The 15,619-nt window shown below is 68.9% G+C and carries 15 protein-coding genes and 1 rRNA gene; all 16 read left to right on the plus strand.

Annotated elements, in window-relative coordinates:
• Nucleotides 1–209: 209 nt before the first annotated feature.
• Nucleotides 210–326: ribosomal RNA gene (gene rrf, locus HQ308_RS00005) — 5S ribosomal RNA — on the plus strand.
• 134 nt (nucleotides 327–460) lie between these two features.
• A complete protein-coding gene (locus HQ308_RS22845) occupies nucleotides 461–1,480 on the plus strand; it encodes a hypothetical protein (RefSeq protein ID WP_373425223.1) in 1,020 nt (339 codons plus the stop codon).
• Nucleotides 1,477–2,481 carry an HAD-IIA family hydrolase gene (locus tag HQ308_RS00015; protein WP_222645163.1) on the plus strand — a complete coding sequence of 335 codons (1,005 nt, stop codon included), beginning with the start codon at nucleotides 1,477–1,479 and terminating at the stop codon, nucleotides 2,479–2,481. Before HQ308_RS22845 ends, HQ308_RS00015 begins: the two co-directional genes overlap by 4 nt.
• Before the next feature lie 59 nt (nucleotides 2,482–2,540).
• The gene (locus tag HQ308_RS00020) at nucleotides 2,541–2,795 is read left to right on the plus strand and encodes a hypothetical protein (RefSeq protein ID WP_222631329.1); all 255 of its coding nucleotides are present in this window, start codon (nucleotides 2,541–2,543) and stop codon (nucleotides 2,793–2,795) included.
• A gap of 1 nt (nucleotide 2,796) precedes the next feature.
• Nucleotides 2,797–3,630 carry a TlyA family RNA methyltransferase gene (locus HQ308_RS00025; RefSeq protein ID WP_222645164.1) on the plus strand — a complete coding sequence of 278 codons (834 nt, stop codon included), beginning with the start codon at nucleotides 2,797–2,799 and terminating at the stop codon, nucleotides 3,628–3,630.
• Nucleotides 3,627–4,571 (plus strand): NAD kinase, encoded by a 945-nt coding sequence (locus HQ308_RS00030; RefSeq protein ID WP_027505467.1) that lies wholly within the window; start codon nucleotides 3,627–3,629, stop codon nucleotides 4,569–4,571. The genes HQ308_RS00025 and HQ308_RS00030 overlap by 4 nt, the downstream gene beginning before the upstream one ends.
• 5 nt (nucleotides 4,572–4,576) lie before the next feature.
• On the plus strand, nucleotides 4,577–6,346 hold the full coding sequence (gene recN / locus HQ308_RS00035; protein ID WP_027505466.1) for a DNA repair protein RecN: 1,770 nt from the start codon (nucleotides 4,577–4,579) through the stop codon (nucleotides 6,344–6,346).
• A gap of 111 nt (nucleotides 6,347–6,457) precedes the next feature.
• Nucleotides 6,458–7,642, plus strand: a complete 1,185-nt coding sequence (gene steA / locus HQ308_RS00040; protein ID WP_027505465.1) for a putative cytokinetic ring protein SteA — start codon at nucleotides 6,458–6,460, stop codon at nucleotides 7,640–7,642.
• Nucleotides 7,639–8,586, plus strand: a complete 948-nt coding sequence (locus HQ308_RS00045) for a copper transporter (protein ID WP_027505464.1) — start codon at nucleotides 7,639–7,641, stop codon at nucleotides 8,584–8,586. Before steA ends, HQ308_RS00045 begins: the two co-directional genes overlap by 4 nt.
• A gap of 150 nt (nucleotides 8,587–8,736) precedes the next feature.
• Nucleotides 8,737–10,473: a CTP synthase gene (locus HQ308_RS00050; protein ID WP_222632474.1), complete on the plus strand. Its 1,737-nt coding sequence runs from the start codon at nucleotides 8,737–8,739 to the stop codon at nucleotides 10,471–10,473.
• Nucleotides 10,470–11,108 carry an NUDIX hydrolase gene (locus HQ308_RS00055; protein WP_056444399.1) on the plus strand — a complete coding sequence of 213 codons (639 nt, stop codon included), beginning with the start codon at nucleotides 10,470–10,472 and terminating at the stop codon, nucleotides 11,106–11,108. Before HQ308_RS00050 ends, HQ308_RS00055 begins: the two co-directional genes overlap by 4 nt.
• The gene (gene xerD / locus HQ308_RS00060) at nucleotides 11,098–12,024 is read left to right on the plus strand and encodes a site-specific tyrosine recombinase XerD (protein WP_222631321.1); all 927 of its coding nucleotides are present in this window, start codon (nucleotides 11,098–11,100) and stop codon (nucleotides 12,022–12,024) included. Before HQ308_RS00055 ends, xerD begins: the two co-directional genes overlap by 11 nt.
• A 106-nt stretch (nucleotides 12,025–12,130) precedes the next feature.
• Nucleotides 12,131–13,030 (plus strand): ParA family protein, encoded by a 900-nt coding sequence (locus HQ308_RS00065; protein WP_051613290.1) that lies wholly within the window; start codon nucleotides 12,131–12,133, stop codon nucleotides 13,028–13,030.
• A 14-nt stretch (nucleotides 13,031–13,044) separates the two neighbouring features.
• Nucleotides 13,045–13,875 (plus strand): segregation/condensation protein A, encoded by an 831-nt coding sequence (locus tag HQ308_RS00070; protein ID WP_308115629.1) that lies wholly within the window; start codon nucleotides 13,045–13,047, stop codon nucleotides 13,873–13,875.
• Nucleotides 13,872–14,546, plus strand: a complete 675-nt coding sequence (scpB, locus tag HQ308_RS00075) for an SMC-Scp complex subunit ScpB (protein ID WP_051613243.1) — start codon at nucleotides 13,872–13,874, stop codon at nucleotides 14,544–14,546. Before HQ308_RS00070 ends, scpB begins: the two co-directional genes overlap by 4 nt.
• A gap of 9 nt (nucleotides 14,547–14,555) precedes the next feature.
• Nucleotides 14,556–15,593 (plus strand): pseudouridine synthase, encoded by a 1,038-nt coding sequence (locus tag HQ308_RS00080; RefSeq protein WP_081821205.1) that lies wholly within the window; start codon nucleotides 14,556–14,558, stop codon nucleotides 15,591–15,593.
• The last annotated feature ends 26 nt before the right edge of the window (nucleotides 15,594–15,619 follow it).

Raw genomic sequence — 15,619 nt, forward strand, 5'->3', positions numbered from 1 at the left:
GCCAGAACTGGAAGCCCAGCAATGGGTGCAGGTGACTGGTACTAATAGGCCGAGGACTTACCACAAAGAAGCTACGCGTCCACTGTGCAGTATCTGAGACAACACACGAGTTGGTCAGCAGATAACTCCAAACCCGCACCACCGATCCATCACCAGCAGCACCGGTGACAGGAAACGTGTGTGCCTCGTGCTCTGTTGTTTCACAGAGTTTCGGTGGCCATAGCGGAGGGGAAACGCCCGGACCCATTCCGAACCCGGAAGCTAAGCCCTCCAGCGCCGATGGTACTGCACCCGACAGGGTGTGGGAGAGTAGGACACCGCCGAACAATCCGTTCCGAAAGGGGACCCATTCACATGGGTCCCCTTTCGTGTTTCTGCACTCCGATCGTGAGTGCGGCATGATGACACCACCGGTGACGAGCGGGAGAGCTCGGTCGCCGATCGATCGAAAGGAACCACCGTGCCGGAAGAGCCGTCATCGGAAGGTCGTACGTCCGATTCGGACCGCCGGCCGCCCGCGCGCGACAACCGGGCACCTCGCCGCGACAGCGCGGGGGAACGCGGGTCGTTCCGATCATCGGCCCCTCGCTCCGGTGACCGTTCCGGGAGCCAGGACGAACGTCGCCACACCGGCGACCGTGGGCGCTCCGGGGATCGATCGACGTCCGGCGACCGTCGGCAGGGTTCCGGCAGGGGCCAGGCACCCGACCGCACTCGAGGACAGGGTGCACCTCCCCGTCGTCGCGGCGGTGAAGGGAGCGCAGGTCCGCGCGCCGGCGGTGGGCGAGGCCCTGATTCTCGCGCTCCTCGTCCGGTCGAGCCCGATCTGCCGGACGACGTCGACGCGAAAGATCTCGAACCCGGGGTCCGTCGAGACCTGTTGAGCCTTGACAAGAGCAACGCGGAAGCTGTTGCACGACACATGGTCATGGTCAGTCAGCTGATCGGAGACGATCCCGCCGCAGCACTGCTGCACGCGCGAGCGGCGCGGCAGCGTGCCGGCCGCATCGCCGTGGTCCGAGAGACGGCCGGCATCGCCGCGTATCACGCAGGGGAGTGGGCGGAGGCTCTGTCCGAGCTCCGCGCCGCCCGCCGTATGGCCGGTGGGCCAGGCCTGCTGTCCGTCATGGCTGATTGTGAGCGGGGCCTCGGTCGGCCGGAGCGCGCCATCGAGCTCGGACGCAGCGACGAGGCTCGCCAGCTGACGGGTGACGATGCGTCCGAACTGCGCATCGTCGTCGCGGGTGCCCGCATGGACATGGGGCAGTACGACCAGGCGGTGGTGACGCTGCAGACTCCGGATCTCGAGGGAGATCGCACGGGGTCGGCTGCAGCGCGGCTGTACTACGCCTACGCCGACGCTCTCGTGGCCGCCGGTCGAGCGGACGACGGGGTGCAGTGGTTCCTCCGTGCCGCCGCCGCCGACGTCGAGGGTGAGACGGACGCCGAGGACCGAGTCGACGAACTGACCGGTCAGTGACCCGTCTGACCGACGCTCACGACGCCCTGCTGCTCGATCTCGACGGGACTCTGTACCGGGGTCCCGATCCGATCGACGGTGCCGTCGACATTCTCCGCGAGTGCTCCTCTCAGCTCTGCTACGTCACCAACAACGCCAGTCGGTCTCCCGCTCAGGTGGCCGAGCACCTACGCGATCTCGGTTTCCGTGCGCCCGACGAGTCGGTGGTGACGAGTTCCCAGGCGGCGGGGCGGCTTCTCGCTGGTCTCCTGCCCGCAGGTGCGTCCGTGCTGGTCGTCGGAACCGAGGCCCTCGAGGCAGAGGTGTCCGCCGCCGGCCTGGTGCCGGTTCGTACAGCGGACCCCACTCCGGCCGCGGTCGTCCAGGGACATTCCCCCGAGACGGGGTGGGCGAACATCGCCGAGGCGACCTACGCGGTCCGTGCCGGCGCACGCTGGGTGGCCACGAATGCCGACACCAGCCTGCCGACGCCTCGCGGTCTCGGGCCGGGAAACGGTGCCATGGTCGCGGCGGTCGCCGCGGCGACGGGGGCCGCCCCGATCGTGGCGGGCAAGCCCGAGGCACCTCTCATGAAGGACGCGCTCGAGCGCAGCGGGTCGACCACGCCGCTGGTGGTGGGTGACCGTCTGGACACGGACATCGCGGGAGCCAACGAGGTGGGTGTGCCGTCACTCCTCGTGCTCACCGGAGTGAGCACCGTGCACGACGTGCTCACTGCCGTCCCGCACGAGCGCCCCACGTACCTCGCGTCGTCCCTGTCGGCTCTGCTCGAGGAGCCGGCCGCGTCTCTCGTTCCCTCCGAGCCTTCCGACACCTGGTCGGTGTCGCTGTCCGGTTCCGTGCTGCGAGTCGAGACCACGGGCGACGTCGACGCCGACGGCGACCTCTGGATCGAGGCACTGCGCGAAGTTCTCCCTGCGGTCTGGGCGCTCGGCGGCTTCGACACCGTCGAGGGCGCGTCCGGTGCGGCTGCGGATGTCGTCGCGCGGTGGACCGCCTGACTCTGACGGTCACCACCGCCGACCGACGTCGTCGGGGGTATCGGCTAGCGTTGTCCGCGATGAGCACGCCCGTTCCCCGCCCCGGTCAGCACTTGCCGTCGCACTCCGATGTCGAGGGCACGTCCGTCGATCCCGACGCCGTCGTCTCGGCTGTCGACGCGCTGGTCGCCGAGGCTGACGTGGCGGCGTCGGCGCCGTTCGGCGAGGGTACGGACGACCCGCACGGCCTGGTCACGCTGACGCGGCAGGCCCGCATCCTCGACCGCGCGCACGAGGTACTCGTCGACGCGCTCGCGTCCGTGGACAAGAACTGACATGGCACGTCGCGCTCGGGTGGACGCCGAACTCGTCCGCCGCGGTCTGGCCCGCTCTCGGGATCACGCCTCGGAACTCATCTCGGACGGTCGAGTGCTGATCGCCGGCACCGTGGCCACGAAGCCCGCCACCGCGGTCGAGCCCGGCACGGCGCTACGGGTCACCGAGGTCTCCGACGAGGTGTCGTGGGCCTCTCGAGGTGCACACAAGCTGCTGGGCGCGCTCGCCGCCTTCGAGCCACGCGGTGTCACGGTGGAGGGCGCGCGGTGTCTCGACGCGGGTGCGTCCACCGGTGGGTTCACCGACGTGCTGTTGTCCAAGGGTGCACGCGAGGTCGTAGCGGTCGACGTCGGCTACGGACAGTTGGTGTGGCGGCTACGGACCGACGAGCGGGTGCGAGTCCTCGACCGTACGAACGTCCGCGGCATCGATGCCGAGGCCATCGGCGGGCCGGTCGACCTCGTGGTCGCCGACCTGTCCTTCATCTCGTTGGCTCTCGTACTCCCGGCGTTCGCCGCGTGCGCCCGTCCGGGTGCCAGCATCCTCCCGATGGTCAAGCCCCAGTTCGAGGTCGGCAAGGATCGCGTCGGTGCAGGGGGAGTGGTCCGCGATCCCGCCCTGCGCGCGGACGCGGTGCTCGGAGTCGCGCGCGCCGCGGCCGACCTGGGCCTGGTCACGTCCGGTGTGGAGCCGAGCCCACTGCCCGGTCCGTCCGGGAACGTCGAGTACTTCCTGTGGCTCACCGTTCCGGGTCCGGACGACGATCCGAGCACAGCCCAGTCGACGTCCGTCAAGCAACTGGTGTCCGACGCCGTGGAGAAGGGGCCTCAGTGAGCGAGTCGACCGTGCCCGAGCGCACCATCCTGCTCGTCGCGCATCCGGGTCGCCCGGACATCGAGCAGACGGCTCTGCGCGCGGCGAAGGTGTTCCACGATCACGGGATCGCCCTGCGCGTGCTCGTCGACGAGCACGACACGTCGCGGTTGGAGTCGACGTCGGGGATCGACGCGCTCTCCACACCGCAGTCCGACGTCTCCGTCGTGGAGTTCGGTCCGTCGGCGGCGGTGGGCTGCGAGCTCGTCCTGGTCCTCGGCGGCGACGGAACCTTCCTGCGCGCTGCGGAACTCGCGCGGGTGGCGTCCATCCCGGTGCTCGGCGTGAACCTGGGACGCATCGGATTCCTCGCCGAGGCGGAGGCCGACGATCTCGAGGAGACCCTGGCCATCGTGGTGCGCCGCGAGTACCGCATCGAACCGCGGATGACGCTGGACATCACCGTGCACGTCGACGGCGAGATCATCGAACGTGGGTGGGCGCTGAACGAGGCCAGTATCGAGAACGGGTCGCGGCTCGGGGTGCTCGAGGTGGTGCTCGAGGTGGACGACCGTCCGGTGTCCTCGTTCGGGTGCGACGGTGTTCTGCTGTCGACCCCCACCGGGTCCACCGCCTATGCGTTCTCGGCCGGTGGTCCGGTCGTGTGGCCGGAGCTCGAGGCGATCCTCGTCATCCCCAGTAACGCCCACGCGCTGTTCGCGCGGCCGCTGGTGACCAGTCCCGAGTCACACATCGCCATCGAGACCTTCGACGGTGGACACGACGCGGTGGTCTTCTGCGACGGCAGGCGCACCCTGCGCCTGCCCGCCGGTGCTCGCGTCGAGGTGGTGCGAGGATGTGAGCCGATCAAGTGGATCCGGCTCGACTCCGCGCCGTTCGCCGATCGACTCGTACACAAGTTCGCCTTGCCGGTCACCGGCTGGCGGGGGAGGGTGACGTAACCGACGTGTTGTCCGAAATTCGTATCGACGGCCTGGGAGTCATCGCCGAGGCGACGGCGTCGTTCTCGGAGGGCCTGACGGTGCTCACCGGTGAGACCGGTGCCGGCAAGACGATGGTCGTCACCAGCCTGCATCTGCTCTCCGGCGCGCGCGCCGACGCCGGGCGTGTCCGTGTCGGCGCCGACCGCGCGGTGGTCGAGGGTCGTTTCACCACCGACCACGTCACCGACCAGGTCCGCGGCGACGTGGAGCAGTTGCTCGAGTCCACCGGCGGTCGGCGCGACGAGGACGACAGCATCATCGCCCTCCGGACGGTCGGCAGCGACGGCCGATCACGTGCTCATCTCGGCGGCCGCAGTGTGCCCGCAGGCGTCCTGTCGGAGTTCACGGGATCGTTGCTCACGGTGCACGGACAGAACGATCAACTGCGTCTGCAACGCAGCGATCAGCAGTTGGCCGCTCTGGACCGCTTCGCTGCGGACGCCATCGGGCCGCTGCTCGAGACGTACCGCACTCGCCGCTCGCAGTGGGTCGCTGCGGTGACCGAACTGCGGGAGCGGACGGAGAAGGCTCGCGAACTCGCGCGCGAGGCGGACCAGCTCACGTTCGCCCTGAACGAGATCGACGCGGTCGCACCGGCACCGCACGAGGACACCGACATCGCGGCGACCGTCCGGCGGCTCAGCGATCTCGACTCGCTCCGCGATGCGGCGTCCGCCGCGCACACGGCGCTCACCGGTGGCGACGACCCCGGCGACGTGTCCGTCATGGCGCTGTTGGGCGAGGCCCGCGATCGACTCGCCTCGACCGACGACGAGATTCTCTCGGCCGTCGGCCCACGTCTCGCCGAGGCTATCGCGGTGGTGACCGACGTCGGAGCCGAGCTCACCTCGTACCTCGAGGATCTGCCCGCCGATCCGGAGTCACTGGACACGCTGCTCTCGCGTCAAGCGGAGCTCAAGAGTCTGACTCGCAAGTACGCCGCCGACGTGGACGGAGTGCTCGCGTGGGCGGAGGACGCACGAACCCGCCTGACGGGACTGGACGTCTCCGCCGACGCCGTGGCAGCGCTGACCGAGCGCGTCTCCACCACCGGTGCAGCGACCGCCGAGGTCGCACGCAAGCTGTCGGCCGCGCGGGTGAAGGCTGCGGCGAAACTGTCCAAGGCGGTCAGCGCCGAACTCGCCGGCCTGGCAATGGGCAAGGCCAAGCTGGACGTCGAGGTGCGCCCCCGCGCTGCGGGTGCGGACGATCGGTCGGCGCTGTCCGTCGACGGAACCGCGCTGCACGCCGGGTCGACCGGCACCGACGAGATCGAGTTCCGTCTGTCCGCGCACAGCGGTGCGCAGTCGCTGCCGCTCAACAAGAGCGCGTCCGGCGGTGAGCTCTCCCGCGTGATGTTGGCGCTCGAGGTGGTCCTCGCGCGATCGGATGCCGGAGCGACCATGGTCTTCGACGAGGTCGATGCCGGCGTGGGTGGTCGCGCCGCCGTGGAGATCGGCAAGCGGCTGGCACGCCTGGCCAGGACGCACCAGGTCATCGTCGTGACGCACCTCCCGCAGGTCGCGGCGTTCGCCGACACGCACCTGGTGGTGAACAAGACCGACGGAAAACGTGGCGGCCCCAACAGTGGTGTGCGCACTTTGACGGATTCCGAGCGTGTCGTGGAACTCGCGCGCATGCTCGCCGGGCTCGACGACACCGAGACCGGCCGGGCACATGCCGAGGAACTGTTGCGCACCGCGACGGCGGAACGGGAGTCCGCGACCGCCTGAGAGCGATGTGCTGGTGTGACTCATGTGCCGATGTGACTCATGTGAATGATGTGGTAGTTGTTACGGCGCGCCTCCGCCGATGCTGCCGTGTTGTTGTCCATCATCGTGTGCATGAAGATGCCGGCTCTGCTCTCGCGTAGTCATGACTCACTTCCCGGAGTCACGGGAATCGCTCGGGTCGATCGCTCCACGGCCAAGCTCCTGCGCCGTGTCGGTCCCGGAGACATCGTCGTTCTCGACGAACTCGACCTCGACCGGATCACCGCCGACCTGCTGGTACAGGCCGGCGTGACGGCCGTGGTCAACGCCTCCGCCTCGATCTCGGGGCGCTACCCCAATCTCGGTCCGGAGGTGCTCGTCGCCAACGGCATCGAGCTCATCGACGAGGTGGGCTCCGACGTCTTCAAGAAGGTCAAGGACGGTTCGAAGATCCGCCTGCACGACGGCAACGTGTACGCCGGGGAGCGACGTCTCGCCACCGGCACCGAGCAGTCCGAGGCCGACATCTCCGACCGCATGATCGAGGCCAAGTCTGGTCTGATCGATCACCTGGAAGCGTTCTCGGGCAACACGATCGAGTTCATCCGCACCGAGTCGCCGCTGCTGATCGACGGCGTCGGAGTGCCCGAGGTGGACGTCGACATGAACGGTCGTCACGTCGTGGTCGTCGCCGAGGGCACCGACCACGTGGCCGATCTCAAGTCGCTCAAGCCGTTCATCAAGGAGTACTCGCCGATCCTCATCGGTGTCGGCGCCGGCGCCGACACGCTGTCGGAGGCGGGATATCGCCCGGACCTGATCGTCGGCGACCCGGACGACGTGAGCAGCCGCACGCTGAAGTCCGGCGCCGAGGTGGTGCTCCCCGCCGATTCCGACGGCCACGCCAAAGGCCTCGAGCGCATCCAGGACCTGGGCATCGGAGCCATGACGTTCCCGGCCACGGGCACCCCGGCGGACCTCGCGCTCCTGCTCGCCGACCACCACGGCGCCTCACTCATCGTCACGGTCGGATGTGCCGCGTCGCTCGACGAGTTCTTCGACGCCAGCAAGCGCGCGGACACACCGTCGACGTTCATGACCCGACTCAAGGTCGGTCCGAAACTGGTGGACGCCAAGGCCATGGCGACGTTGTACCGCAGCCGGGTCTCCGGTGGCGCGGTGGCGCTGCTCGTCCTCGCAGCCCTCATCGCCGTCATCGCGGCGCTCGTCGTGACCAACGGCAGCGGTGCGACTCTGGACTGGGCGATCGAGACCTGGAACAGCTTCGCCCTGTGGGTGCAGGGGCTGCTTCAGTGATTTCGCTTCGTCAGCACACCATCTCGTTGATCGCGGTGTTCCTGGCGCTCGCGGTCGGAGTCGTCCTCGGCTCCGGCCTGCTGTCCGGTCGAGTGCTGTCCGGACTGCGCGACGACCGGGACGATCTGCAGACCGAGGTGAACGACCTGCAGTCGGCGAACAACGCACTCGGTGAGCAACTCAACGCCGCCGACGGTTTCGACGCGGCCGTCGCGACCCGGGTGGTCGCGGGAGCGCTGGCCGACCGCACCGTCGTGCTGGTCACCACGCCCGACGCAGACCCCGCCGACGTGGAGGGTGTGCAGCGCACCATCGCCGACGCGGGCGGGTCGGTGACCGGACGAGTGGGGCTCACCGAGGCGTTCGTGTCCGCCGCCAGCGGCGACGATCTCCGCACGCGCCTCACCAACGTGGTTCCCGCAGGCGCGCAACTGCGTACGGGATCGGTGGATCAGGGCAGCCTCGCCGGCGATCTGCTCGGTACGGTGCTGTTGCTGAACGCACAGACCGCCCAACCGCAGAGCACGCCGGAGGAACTGGGCCTGGCCCTCGACACCCTGCGCGGCGGCGGCTTCATCACGTACGACGACGGTGCCGTGGCACCGGCACAGCTCGCGGTGGTGGTCTCCGGACAGGCCGCCGACTCGGGTGAGGACGGCAACCGCGGCGCGATCGTGGCTCGCTTCGCCGGCGCTCTGGACGGACGCGGAGCCGGAACCGTGCTCGCGGGCCGTGCCGGTTCGGCCGAGGGCAGCGGTCCCATCGCGGTGGTGCGGTCGGATTCCGCCCTCGCAGCCGGGACCAGCACCGTCGACGACGTCGATCGCACGTCGGGGCGCATCACCGTCGCCTTGGCACTCGGTGAGCAGCTCGCCGGTGGTACGGGTCGGTACGGAACGGGTCCTGCCGCGACGGCCGTGACGGTCGGGGCGACCCCGAGTTAGGTACTCCAGCCGTCGTCGCCCGCGTGGTGTCGACCGAACTCGCGTGAAGGTGTTACCGTGAAGTCCCGTGGGTCGGCCAGGTTCCGAACCACTCGATGTTGAGCGATTCGCTCGCTGTCACCATCGGGTCGCACCGTCACGGGAGTCTCTTTGCAGTCACGCATTCACACGCGGGCCGACATCAAGCACATCTTCGTCAGCGGCGGCGTCGCGTCGTCGCTCGGCAAGGGGCTCACGGCCTCGAGCCTCGGTCAGCTTCTCACCTCACGTGGCCTTCGCGTCACGATGCAGAAGCTCGATCCCTACCTCAACGTCGATCCCGGAACGATGAACCCGTTCCAGCACGGCGAGGTCTTCGTCACCGAGGACGGCGCGGAGACCGACCTCGACGTCGGCCACTACGAGCGGTTCCTCGATCGGGATCTCTCCGGATACGCCAACGTGACCACCGGCCAGGTGTACTCCACGGTGATCGCCAAGGAGCGTCGCGGCGAGTACCTCGGCGACACCGTCCAGGTCATCCCGCACATCACCGACGAGATCAAGGCCCGCATCCTCGCGATGCGCGGACCGGATCTGCAGGGCCAGGAGCCCGACGTCGTCATCACCGAGATCGGTGGCACCGTCGGCGACATCGAGTCGCAGCCCTTCCTCGAAGCGGCGCGTCAGGTCCGCCACGACGTCGGCCGGGAGAACGTCTTCTTCCTCCACGTCTCGCTCGTTCCGTTCCTCGCGCCCTCGGGTGAGCTCAAGACCAAGCCGACGCAGCACTCGGTGGCGGCGTTGCGCAGCATCGGTATTCAGCCCGACGCGCTGATCCTGCGATCAGACCGCGACGTGCCGCAGGCTCTCAAGGCGAAGATCGCGCTCATGTGCGACGTGGACGTCGACGGGTGCATCTCCACACCCGACGCGCCCTCCATCTACGACATCCCGCGCGTGCTGCACGGCGAGGGTCTCGACGCGTACGTCGTGCGGCAGCTCGGACTGCCGTTCCGGGACGTCGACTGGACCGTGTGGGGAACCCTCCTCGAGCGAGTGCACCAGCCTCGTGAGACGGTGCGCGTCGCCCTGGTCGGCAAGTACGTCGATCTGCCCGACGCCTACCTGTCGGTGACCGAGGCGCTGCGGGCCGGCGGTTTCGCCAACCGCGCGAAGGTCGAACTCGTGTGGGTGCAGTCCGACGACTGCGACACCGCGGCCGGCGCCAAGCTGGCGCTCGCCGACATCGACGCCGTGGTGATTCCCGGCGGCTTCGGCATCCGCGGTATCGAGGGCAAGCTCGGCGCGATCACCCACGCCCGGACGCACAAGATCCCGACGCTCGGGCTCTGCCTGGGTCTGCAGTGCATGGTCATCGAGGCGGCGCGGTCCGTCGGTCTCACCGATGCGAACTCGGCCGAGTTCGAGCCCGAGACGACACAGCCGGTCATCTCGACGATGGCGGACCAGGAGCAGGCGGTCGCCGGCGAGGCGGACCTGGGCGGCACGATGCGCCTCGGGGCCTACCCCGCCACGCTCACCAAGGGGTCGGTGGTGTCGCAGGCCTACGGCAGCGAGTCCGTCTCCGAGCGTCACCGCCATCGCTACGAGGTCAACAACAGCTACCGCGACCGCATCGCGGAGAGTGGACTGCAGTTCAGCGGCACGTCCCCGGACGGCCACCTGGTCGAGTTCGTCGAACTGCCGCGGAGCGCGCATCCGTTCTTCGTCGGCACGCAGGCGCATCCCGAACTCAAGAGCCGGCCGACGCGGCCGCACCCGCTCTTCGCGTCGCTGATCTCCGCTGCGCTCTCGTACAAGTCCGAGGAGCGGCTGCCCGTCGACGTCCACGGCGACGAGTCCGACACGGCGCAGCCGGCCGAACCCGCCGCGACGAAGGCCTGACCATGGCCGATCGTCACGAGTTCGAGATCCTCGAGTCGTCCGTCGAGTACCAGGGTGCGATTCTCGCGCTCCGGCTCGATCAGGTGACGATGCCCGGCGGTCGTCGGGCCGAACGTGAGGTCGTCGAACATCACGGTGCGGTCGCCGTCGTCGCGCTGGACGACGACGAGCGCATCGTGCTGATCAGCCAGTACCGGCACCCTCTGGGGCGTCGCCTGCTCGAGCTTCCCGCGGGTCTGTTGGACGAGCCGGGGGAGGACCCCGTCGAGGCCGCGAAGCGTGAGCTGACCGAGGAGACGGGGCTCGCCGCGGCGTCCCTGTCGTTGCTGGTCGACGTGGCGGCGTCACCCGGGTTCACGGACGAGACCGTGCGGATCTACCTGGCCGACGAGGTGACCGAGGTCGATCGACCGGAGGCACACGACGAGGAAGCCGACATCGAGCTCGTCCGCGTCCCGGTGGACGAGGCGGTGTCGCGGGTGTTCAGCGGCGAGATCGTGAACGCGTCGGCGGTGGCGGGAATCCTGGCGCTGGCGGCGGTGCGGTCACGCTCGGTTCCGTTGCGGCCGAGCGATGCACCCTGGCGTGATCGACCCACCGCGTTCGAGAAGCGCAAGGGCGCGCATGGCAGCTGACTCGCCGGGCGAGGTGATCGCGACCTATCTCGATCACCTCGCCGTCGAGCGCGGGTCAGCTCGCAACACCATCACCTCGTACCGCCGCGACCTCTCGCGCTACGCCAGCCATCTGGGTGAACTCGACCGGAACAGTCTCCGCGACGTCACCGAGGTGGACGTCGCGGAGTTCGTGACGGCCCTCCGGTCCGGCAACGAGCTGTTCCCGCCGCTCGCGGCGAGCAGCGCCGCGCGTACGGTCATCGCGGTTCGCGGAGTCCACCGCTTCGCGCTGGCCGAGGGCATCGTCGACGTCGACGTCGCTGCCGGGGTCAAACCGCCGGCGCCGGGCCGCCGGCTCCCGAAGTCGCTCTCCGTCGAGCAGGTGTTCGCGCTCCTCGATGCCGTCGCCGGGGAGGCCGCGGACACCCCGCGCGGTCTTCGCGACCGGGCGCTGCTCGAGCTCCTCTACTCCACCGGTGCGCGCATCTCCGAGGCCGTGGGTCTCGACGTCGACGACATCGACTCCGACTCGCGGTCCGTGGTCCTGCACGGCAAGGGTGGCAAGGAGCGCATCGTGCCCATCGGTCGTCCCGCACTCGACGCCGTCGACGCGTACCTCGTCCGTGGTCGACCCGCACTGGTGTCGCAGGGCACGCCCGCCCTGCTGCTGAACGTGCGAGGCGGCCGGTTGTCACGCCAGAGCGCCTGGCAGGTCCTCCAGACCGCGGCGGAGCGCGCCGGGATCGGAGCCAGCGTGTCCCCGCACACGTTGCGGCACTCCTTCGCGACCCACCTGCTCGACGGCGGCGCGGACGTACGTGTGGTGCAGGAACTTCTGGGTCACGCCTCGGTGACCACCACGCAGATCTACACACTGGTCACCGTCACGACGTTGCGCGAAGTGTGGGCCGAGGCGCATCCGCGCGCACGGTAGCGTGTCCGCACGAAGCTGCACCCGACACGCGGTAGCGTTCAGGGGAACTGCAGCACGAGGTGAGGATGGAGGTCCGGTGGTGTCAGCGGCGCACGACGACGGAGCACTGTTCCGCACTCGTCAGCCCGAACCGGAACATCCCACGCTGGCCCACCCGTCGGGCATGGGGCCGACGGGCCGCCCGTACCGCGACATCCCGGATCCGCAGCCGCTGTCCTCGCACGGACCGGCGACGGTCATCGCGATGTGCAACCAGAAGGGCGGCGTCGGCAAGACCACGTCGACCATCAATCTGGGTGCGTCGCTGGCCGAGTACGGACGTAGGGTCCTGCTGGTCGACCTCGATCCGCAGGGCGCGCTCTCCGCGGGTCTCGGTGTGCCACACCACGAGTTGGACCTCACGGTGCACAACCTGCTGGTGGAGCCGCGGGTCGCGATCGACGACGTCCTCATGCGTACGCGGGTGGACGGGATGGACCTGCTGCCCAGCAACATCGATCTCTCCGCGGCCGAGATCCAACTGGTCACCGAGGTCGGCCGCGAGCAGACGCTGGGACGCGTGCTGCACCCGATTCTCGATCGCTACGACTACGTCCTCATCGACTGCCAGCCGTCGCTCGGCCTGTTGACGGTCAATGCCCTCGCGTGCGCCGATTCCGTGCTCATCCCGATGGAGTGCGAGTACTTCAGTCTGCGCGGACTCGCATTGCTCAACGACACTGTCGACAAGGTGCGCGATCGTCTCAATCCGCGGCTGAAGCTCGAGGGCATCGTGGTCACGATGTTCGACGCCCGCACGCTGCACTCGCGAGAGGTCATGAATCGCGTGGTCGAGGTGTTCGGTGACGTCGTCTTCGACACCGTCATCACGCGCACCGTGCGTTTCCCGGAGACGAGCGTCGCCGGCGAGCCGATCACCACGTGGGCGCCGAAGTCCGCGGGTGCCGACGCGTACCGGTCGTTGGCCCGCGAGGTCATCCACCGGGACACCGCACCCCAGTCTTGACCGACGGGACGGTCGTGACGGACACGGCGGTCGGGGACGCGCCGACGCCCACCGGATTCCAGGTGCGGCTCACCAACTTCGAAGGCCCTTTCGACCTGTTGCTGACCCTGATCGGGCAGCACCGACTCGACGTCACCGAGGTCGCACTGCACACTGTCACCGACGACTTCATCGCGTACACCCGCGCGATGGGCGCGGAGATGGGTCTCGACCAGACCACCGAGTTCCTGGTGGTCGCGGCGACCCTGCTGGACCTCAAGGCCGCCCGCCTCCTGCCGTCGGGCGAGGTGGACGACGCCGAGGACCTGGCACTGCTCGAGGTGCGGGACCTGCTGTTCGCCCGGCTGCTGCAGTACCGGGCCTACAAACAGGTGGCGCAGTTGTTCGGCGAACTGGAGAACGCCGCGCTGCGGCGCTATCCGCGATCGGTCTCGCTCGAGGACTCGTTCGCGTCGCTGCTGCCGGAGGTGTTGCTCGGTGTGGATCCGCGCCGCTTCGCCGAGATCGCCGCGGCGGCGTTCACCCCGCGCGAGGTGCCGACGGTCGGTCTCGGCCATCTCCACGCGTCGGCGGTGTCGGTCCCGGAACACGCGCGGGCGATCCTGGCGATGCTGCGCGACCGCGGAGTGGGTGAGTGGGCGACGTTCGCCGACCTGGTCCGCGACTGCGAGGTCACCGTCGAGGTGGTCGCACGGTTCCTCGCGCTGCTCGAGCTGTATCGCGAGAAGGTCGTCGCGTTCGACCAACCCGAGGCGATGGGCGATCTCGCGGTCACCTGGACCGGCGACGACGACGCTGCCGACATCGACCGGATGGACGTCTCGAGGATGGAGGACTACGGATGACAGCGAGCGAGGACGCTCCCGACGCCCTGTCGGACGCCGAGGTGCGCGCGGCGCTCGAGTCGGTGCTGCTCGTCGTCGACACCCCGGCATCCGTCCCGCAGCTCGCCTCCGCCCTGGACTGTGACGAAACGCGCATCCGGCAGGCGCTGACCGCCATGGCCGCCGACCTCACCGCCCGCGGCAGTGGCATCGACCTGCGGTTCGCCGGCGACGGGTGGCGTTTCTACACCCGCACCGAGTACGCGCCCTATGTCGAACGGCTGCTCCTCGACGGTGCGCGGTCCAAGCTCACCCGAGCGGCACTGGAAACCCTCGCTGTGATCGCCTATCGTCAACCGGTTACCCGCGCACGAGTCAGTGCTGTGCGCGGAGTGAACGTGGACGGCGTGATGCGCACTCTCCTCGCGAGAGGTCTCATCGCCGAGGCGGGTCCCGACCCGGACTCTGCGGCGACGCAGTACGTCACCACGGAAATGTTCCTCGAACGGTTGGGGTTGGCGTCACTGTCCGACCTCCCCGAACTTGCTCCGCTGCTTCCGGGCGTGGACATGATCGACGACATCAGCGACAGCATGGACTCCGATCCGCGGGTCCTGCGTGCCGAGCGTCGACGAGAGAACACCGAGTCGAACTCGACCACCGAGTTCGGCACCGACACCACAGACGAATAGGTAAGAAACGTGAACGACTCCGCTCGCCGTGATGGCACACCGGACCGGGACGGCGCATCCGACGCCTCCACTCCCGAACGACAGAAGAAGCGCCCCAACAAGAAGGTCGCCGCTGCTGCGTACAGCAAGCGCACCGAGAGCCGCAAGCCCGGCGGCAAGTCCGGGTACCCCCGGGTGGCTCCCAAGAACAGCGGCTCCAAGCCCGGCAAGTCGCCGAAGCCGGAGCGCAAGACGACGGCTGCTCCGACCATCAGCAACGCCAAGCCCGCCCGCCATCAGCACACCGACGGCCCGCGGCCGCACGTGGCTCCGGAGGACGGTGTGCGCTTGCAGAAGGTGCTCGCCCAGGCAGGTGTCGCCTCGCGTCGCGCCGCCGAGCAGCTCATCGACGAGGGACGCGTCGAGGTCGACGGCCGCATCGTCACCGAGCAAGGTGTCCGCGTCGACCCCGAGGTCGCGGTCGTGCGGGTGGACGGCACCCGTGTCGTCATCAAGGCCGATCTGGTCCACATCGCGCTGAACAAGCCGCGCGGATGGCAGTCCACGATGTCGGACGACCTCGGTCGGCCCTGCATCGGCGACATCGTCTCGGAGCGGGTCCAGGCAGGACAGCGGCTCTTCCACGTCGGCCGACTCGATGCCGACACCGAAGGCCTGATCCTGCTCACCAACGACGGCGATCTGGCCCACCGGCTGATGCACCCCTCCTTCGAGGTGTCCAAGACGTACCTCGCCACGGTGCAGGGTGTCCTGGACCGCGACGCGGGCAAGAAGCTGCGTTCCGGAGTCGAACTCGACGACGGACCGGCGAAGGTGGACTCCTACGCGGTGCTCGACGTGAACGAGGGCAAGACGCTCGTGAAGGTCGTTCTGCACGAGGGTCGCAAGCACATCGTGCGCCGACTGTTCGACTCGGTCGGGTTCCCGGTGAAACGCCTGGTGCGCACCGACATCGGGGCCGTCGCCCTCGGCGACCAGCGCCCCGGCACGCTGCGGGTGCTCGGTCGCGGCGAGGTCGGCAGTCTGTACGGGGCGGTCGGCCTGTGACCGCGTCGGAGGATCGACTGATCGTC

Source organism: Rhodococcus sp. BP-241, assembly GCF_019836145.1.
Classification (GTDB): Bacteria; Actinomycetota; Actinomycetes; order Mycobacteriales; family Mycobacteriaceae; genus Rhodococcoides.